Source organism: Shinella sp. AETb1-6 (assembly GCF_009826875.1).
Taxonomy (GTDB): domain Bacteria; phylum Pseudomonadota; class Alphaproteobacteria; order Rhizobiales; family Rhizobiaceae; genus Shinella; species Shinella sumterensis.
In genome coordinates, this window is record NZ_WUMM01000008.1 from 166,517 (window position 1) to 182,147 (window position 15,631).

Sequence of the window (15,631 nt, forward strand, 5' to 3'; positions counted from 1 at the left end):
ATGAGCGATCATCTTTCCGCATCCTCCTGGACCGTTTCGACCCGCACCCGAGGCTCCGTCGTTTCGATGCTGGCGATCCTCGCGCTGGTGGCGATCGCCTTTGCCGCACCGCTGTTCGTGTCGCGTTCGGTGGTGCAGGATCTCTTCTTCATCCTGACCATGCTGGTGCTGGCGCAATGCTGGAACCTGCTTGCCGGTTATGCCGGCCTCGTCTCCGTCGGGCAGCAGGCCTTTGTCGGCTTCGGCGCCTATGCGATGTTTGCCGGCGTCAGCCTGCTCGGCATGGACCCGATGGCGGCGATCCTGCTCGGCGGGCTTGCGGCGCTGGCGCTGTCGGTGCCCACGGCCTTCTTCGTCTTCCGCCTGCAGGGCGCCTATTTCGCCATCGGCACCTGGGTCATCGCCGAGATCGTGCGGCTGTCGCTGGCGCAGTGGAAGGCGCTCGGCGGTGGAACCGGCACCTCGCTGCCGTCCGGTGCCACGCGCGACATGGTCGGCGTGCGTTTCGTCGCCGATCTGCTTGGCGTGCGAGGGCCCCAGGCCACCGATATCGTCTGCTACTGGCTGGCGCTCTTTCTGGCCGTCGTCACCATCGGTTCGATCTACAAGCTGCTGCGCTCGAAGCAGGGCCTGGGGCTTGCGGCCGTGCGCGACAACCGCGAGGCGGCCCGCTCCGTCGGCGTCGATCCGACCTGGACGAAGTCGTTCGTCTATCTGGTGGCCGCACTCGCGACGGGCCTAGCCGGCGCGCTGATCTATGTGCAGAAGGCGCGCATCTCGCCGGATGCCGCCTTCTCGGTTCCCGACTGGACCGCCTATGTGATCTTCATCGTCGTGATCGGCGGCATCGGCACGATCGAGGGGCCGATCGTCGGCGTCATCGTGTTCTACATCCTGCAGAATATGCTGGCCGATTACGGCTCCTGGTATCTGCTGATCCTCGGCCTCATCGGCATCCTGATCATGCTGTTTGCGCCGCGCGGCCTGTGGGGCCTGTTTGCCGACCGCACCGGACTCCAGCTTTTTCCTGTCCGCCGTATCCTGGCGGGCCAGCCCAAACCCAAAGACATCAGAGGGAGTGACTGATGGCCGATATCGAAACCGACGTCCTGATCATCGGAACCGGCCCCGCCGGCTCGGCGACCGCCGCGCTGCTTGCGAGCTACGGCGTCGAGAACATGGCGATCAACCGTTACCGCTGGCTGGCCAACACGCCGCGCGCCCACATTACCAACCAGCGCACCATGGAGGTGCTGCGCGATCTCGGCCGCGAGGTCGAGGCGGAAGGCTACCTCCATGCCAGCCCGCAGGAGATCATGGGCGAGAACGTGTTCTGCACCGCGATCGCCGGCGAGGAGCTCGGCCGTCTCAAGACCTGGGGCACCCATCCGACGTCCAAGGCCGAGCACCTGCTCTCCTCGCCGAGCGAGATGAACGACCTGCCGCAGACCTTCATGGAGCCGCTTCTGTTCAAGACGGCTTGTGCGCGCGGCACACAGGCGCGCATGTCGACGGAATATGTCAGCCACGTGCAGGACGCCGAGGGCGTGACGACCACCTGCCGCGACCGCCTGACCGGCAAGGACTTCACCGTCCGCTCGAAATACCTCGTCGGCGCCGATGGCGGCAATTCTCTGGTGGCACAGCATCTCGGCCTGCCCTTCGAAGGCAAGATGGGTGTCGCCGGCTCGATGAACATCCTGTTCAAGGCCGACCTCACCCGCTACGTCGCGCATCGCCCCTCGGTGCTCTACTGGGTGCTGCAGCCGGGTTCGAATGTCGGCGGCATCGGCATGGGCCTCGTGCGCATGATCCGGCCGTGGAACGAGTGGCTGATCAACTGGGGCTATGACATCAGCCAGGGCGCGCCCGATGTCGATAATGCCTTTGCCGAGGGCGTGGCCCGCGACCTGATCGGCGATCCCGATATCGACATCGAGATCACCTCGGTCTCCACCTGGACGGTCAACAACTGCTACGCCACCCGAACCCAGAAGGGTCGCGTCTTCTGCATGGGCGACGCGATCCATCGCCACCCGCCGTCGAACGGGCTCGGCTCCAACACCTCGATCCAGGACGGTTTCAACCTCGCCTGGAAGCTCGCCATGGTGCTGAAGGGCCAGGCCGGTCCCGGCCTGCTCGAAACCTATACGGAAGAGCGCGCGCCGGTCGCCAGGCAGATCGTCACGCGCGCCAACCAGTCGATCGAGGAATTCGGCCCGATCTTCGGCGCGCTCGGCCTGCTGGATTCCATCGATCCGGTGAAGATGCAGGAGAACATGGACCGCCGCTGCGAGGACGGAAGTGCCGCCGAAAGCCAGCGCGCGGCGCTGCGCGAGGCGATCGCCTTCAAGGTCTATGAATTCGATGCCCATGGCGTGGAGATGAACCACCGCTACAAATCCGCAGGCGTCGCGACCGATGGCCAGCCCGAGCCGGCCTTCACCCGCAATCCGGAACTGCATTTCGAGCAGACCACCTGGCCTGGCGCGCGCCTGCCGCATGCCTGGCTGTTCGGCGAGGGCAACGGCAAGGCCTCTACGCTCGATCTGTGCGGCCACGGCAAGTTCACGCTCCTGACGGGCATCGGCGGGCAGGCCTGGGTCGATGCGGCCGAGACGCTGTCGGCGGAGCTTGGCCTGCCGCTCGTGGCCCATGTCATCGGGCCGCGGCAGACCTGGCAGGATCATTACGGCGACTGGGCGCGTGCCCGCGAGGTGGGCGATGCCGGCGTCGTGCTGGTCCGGCCCGATCATCATGTCGCATGGCGCTCGGAAGGGCTGGCGGCCGACCCCGCCGGCGAACTGCGCCGTGTGCTGAAGACAATTCTGGATCTGTGAGGCGACGATGGAAGCGCATGAGAAGGGTTATTTCACCGAGGAGAACTCCGTCGAGGTCGTGACCGGCCGCAATGCCGGCGCCAGGGACGCACGCCTGAAGGAGGTGATGGAAGTCATCACCCGCAAGCTGCATGAGGCGGTGAAGGAACTGGAGCCGACGCAGGAGGAATGGATGGAGGCGATCCTCTTCCTCACCCGCACCGGCCAGATGTGCAACGAATGGCGGCAGGAATTCATCCTGCTGTCGGATGTGCTGGGCGTGTCGATGCTGGTGGACGCGATCAACAACCGCAAGCCCTCCGGCGCGTCGGAAAGCACGGTGCTCGGCCCGTTCCACGTGGCCGACGCGCCGGCACTGCCGATGGGCGCCAATATCTGCCTCGACAGCAAGGGCGAGGACATGGTCATCGAGGGGCGCATCCTCGATACCGAGGGCAAGCCGATCGCCGATGCCGTCATCGATGTCTGGCAGGCCAATGACGAGGGTTTCTACGACGTGCAGCAGAAGGGCATCCAGCCCGATTTCAATCTGCGCGGCATCTTCCGCACCGGGCCGGACGGACATTACTGGTTCCGCGCCGTGAAGCCGAAATACTATCCGATCCCGGATGACGGCCCCGTCGGGCAGCTGCTCGGCCATCTCGGCCGCCACCCCTACCGTCCGGCGCACCTGCACTACATCATCAGCGCCGATGGTTTCGAGACGCTGACGACGCATATCTTCGACCCTGACGATCCCTATATCCATTCGGACGCGGTGTTCGGGGTCAAGGAGAGCCTGCTGGCGAAATTCGACCGGGTAAACGATCCGGCCCGCGCGAAGGCCTATGAATTCGACGGCGAATTCTGGGAGGTCAAACACGATTTCGTGCTGGCGCGCGACCAGGCCTGACAGCGGCATCTGAAAGAAAATGGGGACGGATGCGGATCGCGTCCGCCCCTTTTCATTCTGCCGAATGGATTCGTTCGCGCTCGCCCATGAACGGGCCCTGCACCCACTGGATCGTCTTCTCGTGCTTTTCGACCGCGCGGCGAAGTTCGGCGAACTCCCGGCGCATGTGGCCGAGAAACTTGCGGCCGGCGGGGTTCGAATAGGGTTTCTTGCGCGTCATGACGCCGAGCACGCGCTCGGGCTGGGGAATATCCAGCGGGATGATGCTGATCTTGTTTTCGCCGCGAAAGGCGTGGACGACGGAATGCGGCAGGATCGCCAGCGCATCGGTGCCGGCAAGATAGTTCACGACACTCAGCAGCGAGCCGCCGGCATAGCGCAGCGACACCTCCGCCAGCCCCAGCGTCAGCAGGATATTGTGCAGGTCCAGCACCAGCGGCGAGCCCGGCAGCGGCGCGATCCAGGGATAGTTGACGATATCCTCGGTCGCCAGGGTGCGCTTGCGCACCAGGGGATGGCCGGCGCCGCAGGTCAGCACGTTGCGCGCCGTCAGGATCGGCTCGAAATGCAGGTCGGCGCGCAGGTCGACGGAACCCGTCGGGGTCACCGCAAGGTCGATCTGTCCGGAATCCAGTTCCGCCACGAGGTCGGGATAGTTGCCATAGGACTGGTAGACCATGATTCCAGGCTCGCCGCGCTGGAACGACGCGATCATCGGCGACACCACCGCATCCATGAAGAAGGGCACGCCGCCGATCCGCACGCGTCCCGACGAGCCGGACTTGAAGCTGCGGATGATCTCCATCGCCTTGCGCGACGATGCCAGGATGGCCTTGCCCTGCTGGCCGAGCTGTTCGCCGAGCGGCGTCGGCTGCATCGGCCGCCGGCCGGATACGAAGAGTGGCTCGCCGATGCGCTTTTCCAGGATCGACAGCGTGCGTGATACCGCCGACTGCGTCATGCCGAGCATGGCGGCCGCTTCGGTGACGCCGCCGGTCTCGATGACGGCCGCGAGCTGGACAAGATGGGCTTCGACGATCTTCATAGCAAATTGCTATAGCTTACATGAACAAAGTCAATCACCGGCGGGCTCGAACCTCTATAGTGGAGACAATCACGGACGGCTTGCGACAGGCGGGCTCCAGCCGTGGTTCCCGAGGCGGTGGAGGAACCGCATCCGGAATTGCAATGTCTTTGGAGGAGGACACCATGGCCCTTGTCAGCGGCTATCATCACCTGACGCTCTGCACCGACGGCGTGCAGGAGGATTACGACTTCTACACGAAGGTGCTCGGGCTCTATTCGGTCAAGCGCACCGTGCTGTTCGACGGCACGATCCCCGTCTATCACCTCTATTACGGCTCGCGGAACGGCGACGCCTCGACCATCATCACCACCTTCCCCTTCCGCAAGCCGGCGGTGTTCGGCAAGCGCGGCACCAACCAGTCGAAGATCATCCAGCAGGCCATTCCGGTCGGCTCGGCCGACTATTGGGTCGACCGGCTGAACGAGAAGGGCGTCGAGGCCGCCAAGACGTCGCGCTTCGGCATCACCCGCGTGGCCTTCAAGCATCCGTGCGGCATTCCGCACGAGCTGGTCGAAAGCCCGGCTGACAACCGCCCGTCGATCGTCAACGAGGCGCAGGGCGTGAAGCCCGAGCACGGCATCAAGGGCATCTATGGCGCGGCCATCGCCGTCTTCGATCGCACCGCGATGGACGATTTCCTCGGCGTCGGCATGTCGATGACGAAGGAAGCCGACAGCGACGAGGGTCTGATGTTCTCGGTGCCGAATGCCGGCGGGCCGAACAGCATCGTCGAGGTGCTGCACGAATCCTCCGGTCCGCAGGGCACCTGGACTTTGGCCGGCGGCACGATCCATCACCTCGCGCTGAACACCGGCAACGAGGAAAACCAGCTCAAGCTCAAGGCGCATCTGGAAGGTCTCGGTTTTACCGACGTGTCGGACCAGAAGGACCGCAACTACTTCAAGTCCTGCTATGTCCGCTCGCCCGGCGGCGCGCTGTTCGAGATCGCCTGGTCGGTCGAAGGCGGCTGGGCGCTCGACGAGCCGGCCGACCAGATCGGCACGACGCTGGTCTTCCCGCCATGGTTCGAAGATCGCCGGCAGGAGCTGATTGCAGGTCTCGAACCCGCAAAATTCTGAGCCCGGCGCCATGTCGAACCATGACACGCCACTCCTCCTCGGCGCGAGCCCCGGGGAGGCCCTGGTGCACTGCGTCTTCATCCACGGGCGGACCCAGTCGCCCGAGGATATGGTCGAGCAGGTGATTTCCAGGCTGAAGGCGCCGGGCGTGGCCTTCGTGCTGCCCCGGGCCCGCGGCAACAGCTGGTATGATGCGCGCGCGACGGATGTGCTGACGGATCGCACCCGCAAACAGCTCGAGCAGTCGATCGCCTATGTCAGGCAGCTTGTCGGCGATCTCTCGGGCGCGAAGGATCATGCCAGGCCGCTCCTGATCGGCGGCTTCAGCCAGGGGGCGTGCCTTTCCATCGAATATGCAATGCGGCACGGCCCGTGGAACGGTGCGCTCGCAAGCCTGACGGGATGCCGCGTCGGCACGCCGGATTGCGACCGGCCCTTCGCCGATCTCGATCGGCTGCCGGCCTATCTGACCGGCTCCGACAAGGATCCCTGGATCCCCGTCGATGCCTTTGCCCAGGCAGCCGCAGCGCTCGCCCGCGCCCGCGCAAAGCTTCATTGCGATGTTCTGCCGGACAGGTCGCACGAGGTCTCGGCAACCGAGATCGCGCAGTTCGAGACGATGCTGCGCGGCCTATCGCATCAAAGCTGGTGGTAGCCGCCGAACCGGGCGCTGGTTCGCGCCCGGTGCCTTGCTCATTCGCCCAGGAAATCGGCCATTTCGACCTGATAGAAGGTCTTGGTGCGCGGGCCGGCGAGGATCGGGTCGATGCGGCGCACGCATTCCTGGTAATGCGCGGTCTTGCGGTGTTCGTCGACGGCTTCGGGCGAGGTGAACACCTCGTAGATCGTGAAGCTGTTCTCGTCCTCGGGATTGCGAAGCACGTCGAAGCGCACATTCCCCGGCTCCTGCCGCGTGCCCTCGTAATTGATGCGGAACGCCTCGAGAAACTCCGCGGCATGGCCCGGCTTGACGTTGATGCTGACCATCTGGATGAGCATGTCTTATTCCCTGTTATCTGTTGAAGTCCTGAATGAAGGGGTCAAAGGCCCGGCGCTTTCCACATGGCGGTGGTAACGCCCTCGTCGACGAGCTGGCGTTGCAGCGCATAGGCCCGCGCCCAGCGTTCGCCCGCCTCGTCATAGACGGCCTTGTGCGTGAAATCCGGCTCGAAGTGCCTGTCCCAGCGCACCCAGCCATCCGCCGCCTCGACGAAATCCCGACGCAGGCCGATGCCGATGGCCGCGGCCGCCGCGCAGCCGAGCGCGGTCGCTTCCTTCACGACGGGTGTGACGACGGGAAGGCCCGTGGCGCTCGACAGGATCTGCGACCAATGGGCGGATTTCGATGCGCCGGCGGCGAAGACGATCTTGTCGGGCGTCCTGCCCGACAGCTTGAAGATGGCGGCGAGATTGCGCGCCGCGACGATGGCCGCATTCTCCTGCAGGGCGCGGAAGATCGCGGCCTTGCCGGATTTTTCGGGATCGATGGAGAGGTTCAGCAGCGAAGGGGCTGCGTGATACCAGTTGCCGTAATGCATGACGTCGGAAAAGACTGGGATGATGCCATGCGCGCCGACCGGCACCTTCGCAGCCTTCTCCTCCAGCAGCCGGTAGGCATCGCCGCCGGGGCCGGCCGCCGCCAGTTCCTCGGCGCCGAAACTGTCGCGGAACCAGCGCATGACGATGCCGACGAAGAAGCTGATCGCTTCGGCCTGGTTGAGGCCGGTGACGACATGCGGATTGATGCGCAGGTCCATGGACGGGTCGGAGACATCGAGGCCGACATTCACCACCTGCTGCCAGAAGGTGCCGCCGAGCACGGCGCAGTCGCCCTCGTTGACGACGCCGATGGCGGCCGCCCCGCTCTGGCAGTCGCCACCGCCCATGACGACGGGCGTGCCGGGCGCTAGGCCGGTCTCGTCGGCCGCCTTCTCCGTGACGCGGCCGATGACCGTGCCGGGCTCGACGCTTACGGGGAAGATATCGTCGCGCATGCCGGCCTTGGCCATCGCTTCCGGCAGCCAGTCGCGTTTCGCAAGACTGTAGAGCCCGGTCGTTCCCGCATTGGACGGATCGCTGGCGATGACGCCGGACAGGCGTGCGAGCACCCAGTCGGACAGCATGCTGATCCGGTCGATGCGGGCATAGACGTCGGGCAGGTTGCGCTTCAGCCAGAGCAGGCGCGGCAGTGCGCCGAGCGCAAAGGTCTGGCCGCTTTGCGCATAAAGCTCGCTTTCGAGGCCCGGAAAATCGCGCTTGAGGTCGCGCACTTCGCTGACGGCGCGGCTGTCGACATTGGCGCAGGCCCAGATTTCCCGTCCGCCGCGATCATAGGCGACGATGGCCTCGCGCATGCTGGTGGCGCTGACGGCGCGGATATCGGCGGCCGTTATGCCGGCCTCGGCGATCGCCTGCCGGATGGCGCGCGATAGGAGCGCCCAGTTGCCCTCCACGTCGAAATCCATCGAGCCGGGGAACCTCGGATCGGTCTTGTGCCACCATTCGTGCTGGGCGCTGGCGATCTGGTTGCCGTTCTCGTCGAAGATCACGGCCCGGCCGCTGCCGGTGCCGGCATCGACGGCCAGCAGATATGTCGTCGTCATGGCGGTTCAGTCCTTGATTTCGAGGAGGCCGGCGGCCGTCGTCTCGTCCGTGATGAGGATGCCGACGAACTTTCCGCGCAGCGCGGCGTGGATGGCCTGGACCTTCTGGATGCCGCCGGCCGCCGCCACGACCTTTTCGGCGCGCGAGAGCCCCGCGAGCTTCACGCCGATCACCCGGTCGTGCAGGGGCAGGTCGAGCGCTTCGCCGCGCTCGTTGTAGAACTGGCAGAGGATATCGCCGACCGCGCCCTTGCGGCGCAGCGGCTCCACCTCGTCGGGGCTGACATAGCCGGCCCGCACCACCGTCGAGGCAGCGGAAAGCTCGCCGATGCCGACGAGCTGGTAGGTGGCGTTGAGCGCCATGTCGAGCAGGTTCGCGACGGCCGGTTCGGAGGAAAGATTGCGCGCCACGTCCGGGTCGCGCACGACGAGCGGTGCCGGCACCAGATGCACGCCGCTGCCCCAGTTGGCGGTGCGCATGCCGTCGACATAGGTGCTGACGCCGCCGGTGAGGCTGACGAGGCCGATATTGCGCTCGTTGGCGAGATGGCCAAGGCGCTGGATCGTGTTGGAGACGGTAGCCCCCCAGCCGACGGCCAGCAGGTCATCGGTCTGGAGGCGCTGCATCAGGAACTGCGCGGCGGCCTGACCCAGCCGGTCGCTCGGGTCCTGATCGGGCAGCTGCGGCACGACATAGGCCTCGAGCAGCCCGTAGCGTTCCTTGATCTGCCGTTCGAGGGTGAGGCAGCCCTGATAACGCGAGTTGATGCGCACCTGGATGATGCCGGAACGGCGGCCGCTTTCGAGCAGGCGCGACACCTTGATGCGCGACATGTTCAGTTTTTCGCCGATCTCGTTCTGCGTCAGTCCGTCGTTGTAATAGTACCAGGCGATGCGGGTGAGGATTTCCTCGTCCGTATCGGCATAACTCCATTCCCCGTTATCCGTCGCCATCAAGCGCCCTTTCGGTCATTTTCTGATCATTTGAATAGCAAAAAAACTTTTGATACGTCAACGCGTTCCGGTGGCGAAAAATTCTTCGCGCAGGCAATGCATTGATTTTCGCCGACAAATCATATTTTGCAGTGCAATATCGGGCTTCTTCGACGCGTCGACGCTATTTGAGCATATTGACGGCTCCTCATCACTGTGATCACATGATTGCCGTGAATTACATATGAACAGGTGCAGAATGACGGATCAAGCGGCGACCGGGAGGGTCGCGCAGCTGACGGATATCTGGAAGTCCTACGGTGCCGTCCCGGTGCTGAAGGGCGTTTCGCTCGCCTTGCAGGCAGGGGAGGTGCACGCGCTTCTCGGCGGCAACGGTGCGGGCAAGTCGAGCCTCATGAAGATCATGTCGGGCGTCATTGCGGCCAATTCCGGCGCAATCGAAATCAACGGCCGGCCGCTCACTCAGGCCTCACCCGCCCATGCGCAGGAGCTTGGCCTCTATCTGGTGCCGCAGGAAGCGCATATCCTGCCCAACCAGAGCGTTCTGGAAAACATCTGCCTCGGCCTTTCCGCCTCGCCACGGGCGCTGCGCCCGCGCGTCGCGCAGCTGGTGGCCGAGCTTGCGGTGTCGCTCGATCTCGATGCGCAGGCCGCAGCACTCGAAATCGCCGAGCGGCAGATCGTCGAAATCCTGCGCGGCCTCGTGCGCGATGCGCGCGTGCTCATCCTCGACGAACCTACATCGGCGCTGACACCCTTCGAGACGAATGCGCTGTTCCAGCGGGTACGCAAGTTGCAGGCCCAGGGCGTCGGCATCTTCTTCATTTCGCACAAGCTGCGGGAAATCCGCGAAATCTGCCGCACGATCAGCGTTCTGCGCGACGGCGTCATCGTGCTGTCCGGTTCGCTCGACAGCTACAGCGACGCCGAGATCATCGATGCGATGAGCCGGGTGCAGATCACCGAGGCATCCGGCAAGGACCGCACCGGCCGCAAGGTCTCGCAGATCGGCCAGCCGCGCCTCGGCGTGCGCGGCCTGAGCGGCGAGGGCTTCCGCAATATCAGCCTCGATGTCCGGGCGGGGGAGATCCTCGGCCTTGCCGGCGTGGTTGGCGCGGGCCGCACCGAATTCGCCGAAACGCTGTTCGGCCTGCGTCCCCAGACGGCGGGCAGCGTCGTCTTCGACGGTGCCGAGATGAAGAAGCGTTCGCCGCGCGTCTGCATCGACCGCGGCCTCGTCTACCTGCCGGAGGACCGCCAGCAGCACGGCCTCTTTCTGGAAGCGCCGCTGTTCTGGAATGTCTCGTCCTATCTCGTGCATCGCCTGCCGTTCTTCCTGCGCCCGGGCGCCGAGCGCAAGGTCTTCGAAACGTTCCGGTCCTCCATGGGCATCAAGTGCACGGGTCCCGGACAGGAGGCGCGTGGCCTTTCTGGCGGCAACCAGCAGAAGGTTCTGCTGGCGAAGTGCCTGTCGGCCCGGCCGAAGGTGCTGATCCTCGACGAGCCGACGCGCGGCGTCGACGTGGCGGCGCGCAACGATATCTACGATCTTATCCGCAAGCTTGCCGCCGAGGGCGTGGCCATCATCCTCATTTCCTCGGATTTCGACGAGATCGAGCAGCTTGCCGACCGGGTGGAGGTCATGGCGTTCGGCCAGTCCGGCGGGGCGCTCACGGACAATATCTCCGTCGACGCCATCGCCCGGCTCGCCTTCGGCGCTTCGGAGGCCCGTCATGCTTGATCTTTTCGCTCGCAACCGCGTTGCAACGCTCATCGTCGTGCTCGCCGTCGCCTATGCGGCCATCGGCGCGGCCGCGCCCGGCTATCTCTCGGGCGCAACCGCCTCGGTCGTCATCTCCAACAGCCTCGTCTTGATGCTGATTTCGCTCGGCACGATGATCGTCATCCTCACGCGCAACATCGATGTGTCCAGCGGCTCCGTGCTGGGCCTCAGCGCCGCCGTGCTGGGCCTCTCGCTCAATGCCGGCGCCGGCCTGCCGCTCGCCATCGTCTTCTGCCTGATGACCGGCGCCGCCGCAGGCGCCTTCAACGGGTTGATGGTCGCCTATCTCGGCATACCCTCCATCGTCGCCACGCTCGGTACGCTCGGCCTTTATCGCGGCATCATGCTGGTGCTGACGGGCGGGCGCTGGATCGAGGACCTGCCGCAGGGCCTGAAGGCGCTCGCCGGCAATCTCGGCTTCGGCTTCTCGGCGCTGACCGTCGTCGTGCTTCTTCTCGTCGCGCTCGCCTGGCATGTCCTGCGCAAGACACGCTTCGGCCGCTATTTCTACGCCGTCGGCGACAACCGCGCCGCCGCCCACCATCTCGGCGTGCCCGTCCGGCGCGTGCAGTTCACGGCCTTCGTCGCGACGGGCCTTTGCGCCGCACTTGCTGGCCTCGTCTTCGCCGCGCAGATCGGCTTCATTCCCAACCAGGCCGGCAACGGTGTCGAGCTGAAGGCGATCGCCGTCAACGTGCTCGGCGGCGTCAGCCTGCTCGGCGGCACCGGCTCGGTCGCGGGCGTGTTTTCCGCCGTCATCTTCATAACCTCCATCGACAGCGCGCTCGTCTTCCTGAAGATCCCGGCCTACTGGAACGACTTCATTGCCGGCGCCATCCTGCTTTCGGTGCTTTTGCTCGACGGGCGCATCCGCCAGATCATCGACCGGCGCATCCGTGCCCGCCGCTACGCCGTGCATGCGCGCGGCCCCGTTCCATCCGATGAAACGACAACGGCACAGACCGTGGAGGCGGGCCGATGAAAAAGCTGATCTTCCGCTGGGAGACCGCGCTCCTCGTCATGCTGGTCGCCGAACTCGTCATCTTCGGCATCATCAATCCGCGTTTCCTCAACGTCGCGAACCTGATCTACGGCACCTCGGATTTCGTGCAGATCGGTATCGTCGCCCTGCCGCTCACCCTGGTCATCATCGCCGGCGGCATCGATGTGTCCTTCGCCTCGGTGATCGGCCTTGCCGCCATCGTCTTCGGCGTCGCCACCTTCTACGGCGTGCCGCTGCCGCTCTCGATTGCGCTGGCGCTCGTCGCCGGTGCGCTGTGCGGGCTGCTCAACGCCACCGTCATCCATCTGTCGAAGATCCAGCCGCTCGTCGTGACACTCGGCAGCCTCTATCTCTTCCAGGGCACCGCGACGGTCGCGTCGGGTCTTGTCGGCGCGGGCGGCTACGAGGGCATCGGCAACTTCCCGGATGCCTTCAACGCCTTCGGTTATGCCCAGGTTCTCGGCCTGCCGGCGCCGCTGGCGCTGTTCCTTGTGCTCGCGCTGGTGCTGATCGTGCTTTTGCATTTCACGCGTTTCGGCCGCGCCGTCTTCCTGTCCGGCCAGTCGGAAAGTGCCGCGCGCTTTGCCGGCATCCCGGTCGGGCGCGTACAGACCATCACCTATGTCATCACCGGCGTTTCGGCCGCCATCGCCGGTCTCGTCATGTCGGCCTATTTCGGTTCGGCCCGCGTGGACCTCGGTTCGGCGACGCTGCTGCCGGCGGTTACAGCCGCCGTGCTTGGCGGCGCCTCGATCTATGGCGGCCAGGGCTCCATCCTCGGCACGCTGATTGCCACCTTCGTCATCGGCTACCTGCAGCAGGGCCTGCAGGCCACCGGTGTGCCCAGCCAGATTTCCAGCGCACTTTCGGGAGGGTTGCTGGTTGTCGCGGTCGCATTGCGCCACGGAAGCGCCATGCTGGCCGATTTCATCGCCGTCGCCCGGCAACAGAAAAAATCCCGGGCGGCAGTCACTTCAGGAGGAGAATGAGAATGATCAAGTCCATGTTGAAATCCGGTGCTCTGGCCGCCGCGCTCGTTGCCGGCACCATGCTCGCCTCGGGCACGGCCCATGCCGAAAACCAGATCGCCTTCATCCCCAAGCTGGTGGGTGTCGGCTTCTTCACCTCCGGCGGCGCCGGCGCGACGAAGGCCGGCGAGGAGCTCGGCGTGAAGGTCACCTATGATGGCCCGACGGAACCCAGCGTTTCCGGCCAGGTGCAGTTCATCAACAACTTCGTCAACCAGGGCTACAATGCGCTGATCGTCTCCTCCGTCTCGCCGGACGGCCTGTGCCCGGCGCTGAAGCGCGCCATGGACCGCGGCGTACTCGTCATGACCTGGGACAGCGACGTCAACCCGGATTGCCGCAGCTACTACATCAACCAGGGCACGCCCGAGCAGCTTGGCGGCCTGCTCGTCGACATGGCGGCCGAAGGCGTGACGAAGGAAAAGGCAAAGGTCGCCTTCTTCTATTCCAGCCCGACCGTGACCGACCAGAACGCCTGGGCCGAAGCCGCCAAGGCGAAGATCGCCAAGGAGCATCCGGGCTGGGAAATCGTCACCACGCAATACGGCTATAACGACGCGCAGAAGTCGCTGCAGACGGCCGAAAGCATCCTGCAGACCTATCCGGATCTCGATGCGATCATCGCGCCCGATGCCAATGCCCTGCCGGCCGCCGCGCAGGCTGCCGAAAACCTGAAGCGTGCCGCGGGCGTCACCATCGTCGGCTTCTCCACGCCCAATGTCATGCGCCCCTATATCGAGCGCGGCACCATCCAGCGCTTCGGCCTGTGGGATGTCACGCAGCAGGGCAAGATCTCGGTCTATGTTGCCGATCATGTCCTGAAGAATGGCCCGATGAAGGTCGGCGACAAGCTGGAAATCCCCGGCGTCGGCACCGTCGAAGTCTCGGCCAACAAGGTCCAGGGCTACGACTACGAGGCCGACGGCAACGGCATCATCCTGCTTCCCGAGCGCACGGTCTTCACCAAGGACAATATCGCCAACTTCGACTTCTGATCCCGCATACGCGGCGGGCGGCTTCGGCCGCCCGCCGTACCCATTTCCAAAGACAGGACGATACGCATGAAAAGCCGCTGGAACGACGAGACCGCAGCCCGCTACGTGGAGGCCGCGCTGGCGGCAGGACAGAGCGAGGCGCTTGGCCTTCGCATCTATACCTCGCGCATCATCGGCGGCGATCCCGATCTCGTGCTGCACGGCGGCGGAAACACCTCCGTCAAGGTCACGTCTGCGACGAGCGAGGCGCTGATGCATATCAAGGGCAGCGGCTGGGACCTCGACACGATCGAGGCGCCGGGCCTGCCGGCCGTGGGTCTCGAACCATTGCTGGAAACCCGCAATGGACCCAGGCTTTCCGACCCCGACATGGTGTCGCTGCTGCGCGCCAGCCTGATCGATGCGGACGCGCCCAACCCGTCCGTCGAGGCGCTGCTGCACGCCTTCCTGCCCTTCGCCTTCGTCGACCATACCCATGCGACGGCCATCCTGGCGCTGGCCGACCAGCCGGACATGCGCGAGACGGTCCGGCGCGTCTATGGCGAGCGGCTCGCCTATGTGCCCTATGTCATGCCGGGCTTCGACCTTTCCATCGTCGCCGACCGCATCTATCGCGAGCATCCCGGCTGCGAGGGCCTCTGGCTGGAGAATCACGGCCTTTTCACCTTCGCCGACGGTGCCCGCGCCTCCTACGAACTGATGATCGAATTCGTCACCATGGCCGAGCAGGAGCTTGCCCGGAAGGGTGTGGCGCTCTCCGGCCCGCAGCCCAGCGACGGCCCGGAGGACATGGCGCTCAGGGCGCGGCTGGAGACGGCGCTTGTCCGTGACGGCTCGCCTTTCGCAAAGGGCGTCTTCCTGGATTATCGCTCCACCGCCGCCATCCGCGCCCATGCGGGCAAGGCTGACGTCGAGGAGATCGGCCTGCGCGGCACGGTGACGCCCGATCACGTCATCCGCATCAAACCGTGGCCGATGGTCATCGACGCCGATGCGGATGCCGCCGCGATCGATGCGGCGCTTGCCGCCTATGCCGAGCGCTACAGGGCTTATTTCGCGCGAAACGCCACGCGCACCAGCGAGCCGAAGCAGATGCTCGACGTTTATCCGCGCGTCGTCCTCGTCAGGAACAAGGGGGTCTACGCGCTGGGTGCGAGCGCCAAGGCCGCCGTGATCGGCGGCGATCTCTGCGAGCAGGCGACACGCGCCATCAACGCCGCCGAAGCCTATGGCCGCTTCACCCCCATCGGCGAGGCCGACCTGTTCGACATGGAATACTGGTCGCTGGAGCAGGCCAAGCTGAAGGTCGGCGTGAATTAGCGCCGGAGCGGGCCCCTTGTTCGCCAAGGGGCCGCCTGCGCGCTGCT

Annotated in this window: 14 protein-coding genes; 10 read left to right on the plus strand and 4 right to left on the minus strand. The window is 65.2% G+C overall.

The annotated features are described in order from the left end of the window. Genes GR158_RS16035 through GR158_RS16045 form a run of 3 tightly spaced genes read left to right on the plus strand, consistent with a single transcriptional unit; the run spans position 1 to position 3,732 of the window. Positions 1 to 1,086, plus strand: coding sequence for a branched-chain amino acid ABC transporter permease (locus GR158_RS16035; protein ID WP_160871755.1), 1,086 nt, complete (start codon positions 1 to 3; stop codon positions 1,084 to 1,086). Further along, positions 1,086 to 2,840 (plus strand): FAD-dependent monooxygenase, encoded by a 1,755-nt coding sequence (locus tag GR158_RS16040; RefSeq protein ID WP_160871756.1) that lies wholly within the window; start codon positions 1,086 to 1,088, stop codon positions 2,838 to 2,840. Before GR158_RS16035 ends, GR158_RS16040 begins: the two co-directional genes overlap by 1 nt. 7 nt (positions 2,841 to 2,847) lie before the next feature. Next, positions 2,848 to 3,732, plus strand: coding sequence for an intradiol ring-cleavage dioxygenase (locus tag GR158_RS16045; RefSeq protein ID WP_160871757.1), 885 nt, complete (start codon positions 2,848 to 2,850; stop codon positions 3,730 to 3,732). Between the two features lie 52 nt (positions 3,733 to 3,784). Here the strand turns inward: GR158_RS16045 and GR158_RS16050 are convergent, their stop codons facing one another. After that, positions 3,785 to 4,777 carry a LysR family transcriptional regulator gene (locus GR158_RS16050; RefSeq protein ID WP_134648397.1) on the minus strand — a complete coding sequence of 331 codons (993 nt, stop codon included), beginning with the start codon at positions 4,775 to 4,777 and terminating at the stop codon, positions 3,785 to 3,787. A 164-nt stretch (positions 4,778 to 4,941) separates the two neighbouring features. Here GR158_RS16050 and GR158_RS16055 point away from each other — a divergent pair, with 164 nt between their 5' ends. Both GR158_RS16055 and GR158_RS16060 read left to right on the plus strand, forming a co-directional pair. Beyond that, positions 4,942 to 5,898: a VOC family protein gene (locus tag GR158_RS16055; protein ID WP_134648395.1), complete on the plus strand. Its 957-nt coding sequence runs from the start codon at positions 4,942 to 4,944 to the stop codon at positions 5,896 to 5,898. Positions 5,899 to 5,908: 10 nt separating this feature from the next. Next, the gene (locus GR158_RS16060) at positions 5,909 to 6,553 is read left to right on the plus strand and encodes an alpha/beta hydrolase (protein ID WP_160871758.1); all 645 of its coding nucleotides are present in this window, start codon (positions 5,909 to 5,911) and stop codon (positions 6,551 to 6,553) included. 38 nt (positions 6,554 to 6,591) lie between these two features. On the opposite strand, the gene GR158_RS16065 is transcribed toward GR158_RS16060, so the two are convergent. The 3 genes from GR158_RS16065 to GR158_RS16075 are packed head-to-tail and all read right to left on the minus strand — an operon-like array spanning position 6,592 to position 9,455. Continuing rightward, entirely contained in the window at positions 6,592 to 6,897 is a 306-nt protein-coding gene (locus tag GR158_RS16065) for an antibiotic biosynthesis monooxygenase (protein ID WP_134648391.1), read from the minus strand. A gap of 41 nt (positions 6,898 to 6,938) precedes the next feature. Next, positions 6,939 to 8,501, minus strand: a complete 1,563-nt coding sequence (lsrK, locus tag GR158_RS16070) for an autoinducer-2 kinase (RefSeq protein WP_160871759.1) — start codon at positions 8,499 to 8,501, stop codon at positions 6,939 to 6,941. A 6-nt stretch (positions 8,502 to 8,507) separates the two neighbouring features. Further along, positions 8,508 to 9,455: a sugar-binding transcriptional regulator gene (locus GR158_RS16075; protein WP_134648389.1), complete on the minus strand. Its 948-nt coding sequence runs from the start codon at positions 9,453 to 9,455 to the stop codon at positions 8,508 to 8,510. A gap of 238 nt (positions 9,456 to 9,693) precedes the next feature. Between GR158_RS16075 and lsrA the strand changes: the two genes are divergently transcribed. From lsrA to GR158_RS16100, 5 genes are all read left to right on the plus strand, one after another. Continuing rightward, complete coding sequence (gene lsrA, locus GR158_RS16080; RefSeq protein ID WP_160871760.1) at positions 9,694 to 11,196, plus strand: autoinducer 2 ABC transporter ATP-binding protein LsrA; 1,503 nt, start codon at positions 9,694 to 9,696, stop codon at positions 11,194 to 11,196. Then, on the plus strand, positions 11,189 to 12,220 hold the full coding sequence (locus GR158_RS16085) for an autoinducer 2 ABC transporter permease LsrC (RefSeq protein WP_160871761.1): 1,032 nt from the start codon (positions 11,189 to 11,191) through the stop codon (positions 12,218 to 12,220). The genes lsrA and GR158_RS16085 overlap by 8 nt, the downstream gene beginning before the upstream one ends. Next, positions 12,217 to 13,230 (plus strand): autoinducer 2 import system permease LsrD, encoded by a 1,014-nt coding sequence (locus GR158_RS16090; protein WP_160871762.1) that lies wholly within the window; start codon positions 12,217 to 12,219, stop codon positions 13,228 to 13,230. The genes GR158_RS16085 and GR158_RS16090 overlap by 4 nt, the downstream gene beginning before the upstream one ends. Before the next feature lie 2 nt (positions 13,231 to 13,232). After that, a complete protein-coding gene (gene lsrB, locus GR158_RS16095; protein WP_160871763.1) occupies positions 13,233 to 14,264 on the plus strand; it encodes an autoinducer 2 ABC transporter substrate-binding protein LsrB in 1,032 nt (343 codons plus the stop codon). 66 nt (positions 14,265 to 14,330) lie between these two features. Then, on the plus strand, positions 14,331 to 15,584 hold the full coding sequence (locus GR158_RS16100; protein WP_160871764.1) for a class II aldolase: 1,254 nt from the start codon (positions 14,331 to 14,333) through the stop codon (positions 15,582 to 15,584). Positions 15,585 to 15,631: the final 47 nt, after the last annotated feature.

What these genes read in the sequence shown, in the direction of transcription:
- GR158_RS16065 (WP_134648391.1), bottom strand. Translation starts at nt 6,897, where the DNA reads ATGCTCATCCAGATGGTCAGCATCAACGTCAAGCCGGGCCATGCCGCG.
- GR158_RS16035 (WP_160871755.1), top strand. Translation starts at nt 1, where the DNA reads ATGAGCGATCATCTTTCCGCATCCTCCTGGACCGTTTCGACCCGCACC.
- lsrK (WP_160871759.1), bottom strand. Translation starts at nt 8,501, where the DNA reads ATGACGACGACATATCTGCTGGCCGTCGATGCCGGCACCGGCAGCGGC.
- GR158_RS16045 (WP_160871757.1), top strand. Translation starts at nt 2,848, where the DNA reads ATGGAAGCGCATGAGAAGGGTTATTTCACCGAGGAGAACTCCGTCGAG.
- GR158_RS16090 (WP_160871762.1), top strand. Translation starts at nt 12,217, where the DNA reads ATGAAAAAGCTGATCTTCCGCTGGGAGACCGCGCTCCTCGTCATGCTG.
- GR158_RS16050 (WP_134648397.1), bottom strand. Translation starts at nt 4,777, where the DNA reads ATGAAGATCGTCGAAGCCCATCTTGTCCAGCTCGCGGCCGTCATCGAG.
- GR158_RS16060 (WP_160871758.1), top strand. Translation starts at nt 5,909, where the DNA reads ATGTCGAACCATGACACGCCACTCCTCCTCGGCGCGAGCCCCGGGGAG.
- GR158_RS16100 (WP_160871764.1), top strand. Translation starts at nt 14,331, where the DNA reads ATGAAAAGCCGCTGGAACGACGAGACCGCAGCCCGCTACGTGGAGGCC.
- GR158_RS16085 (WP_160871761.1), top strand. Translation starts at nt 11,189, where the DNA reads ATGCTTGATCTTTTCGCTCGCAACCGCGTTGCAACGCTCATCGTCGTG.
- GR158_RS16040 (WP_160871756.1), top strand. Translation starts at nt 1,086, where the DNA reads ATGGCCGATATCGAAACCGACGTCCTGATCATCGGAACCGGCCCCGCC.
- lsrA (WP_160871760.1), top strand. Translation starts at nt 9,694, where the DNA reads ATGACGGATCAAGCGGCGACCGGGAGGGTCGCGCAGCTGACGGATATC.
- lsrB (WP_160871763.1), top strand. Translation starts at nt 13,233, where the DNA reads ATGATCAAGTCCATGTTGAAATCCGGTGCTCTGGCCGCCGCGCTCGTT.
- GR158_RS16055 (WP_134648395.1), top strand. Translation starts at nt 4,942, where the DNA reads ATGGCCCTTGTCAGCGGCTATCATCACCTGACGCTCTGCACCGACGGC.
- GR158_RS16075 (WP_134648389.1), bottom strand. Translation starts at nt 9,455, where the DNA reads ATGGCGACGGATAACGGGGAATGGAGTTATGCCGATACGGACGAGGAA.